We start from the raw sequence: 327 nt of genomic DNA on the forward strand, positions 1-327 counted from the left end.
TCTTTGGAGCGTTTCTTTACTTCTTTTAATGCATTTTCAGAATCGGTGTTTTTGTATATAGGTAACAATAACCGATCTACTTTACCCATTAATCCATTTGCCCACATCATCAGGTTATCGACGAAGTGCTCAGGGAGTTTTCGATTGTGCTGAAATTCATGCTTCACTAACAAATTTGCAGCAAGCTCTACAGTCGTTGCAGCTCGAATAATAACAGTGGAAAACTCACCTCGTTTCATTAACCCGAGGGTTTTATGCCAATTCGAATGAATTTTTTCTTCTAGCGTACGTTCATTGTACGGCTTACTAGATTTATCACCCATACTT

1 protein-coding gene is annotated in these 327 nt (G+C 38.2%); it reads right to left on the reverse strand.

The window, feature by feature from the left end:
• Window positions 1-327: hypothetical protein (locus Q4563_RS18055; protein ID WP_303605485.1), on the reverse strand; the 327-nt coding region annotated here is incomplete at both ends.

The sequence above is a fragment of the Gilvimarinus sp. 1_MG-2023 genome (genome assembly GCF_030548285.1).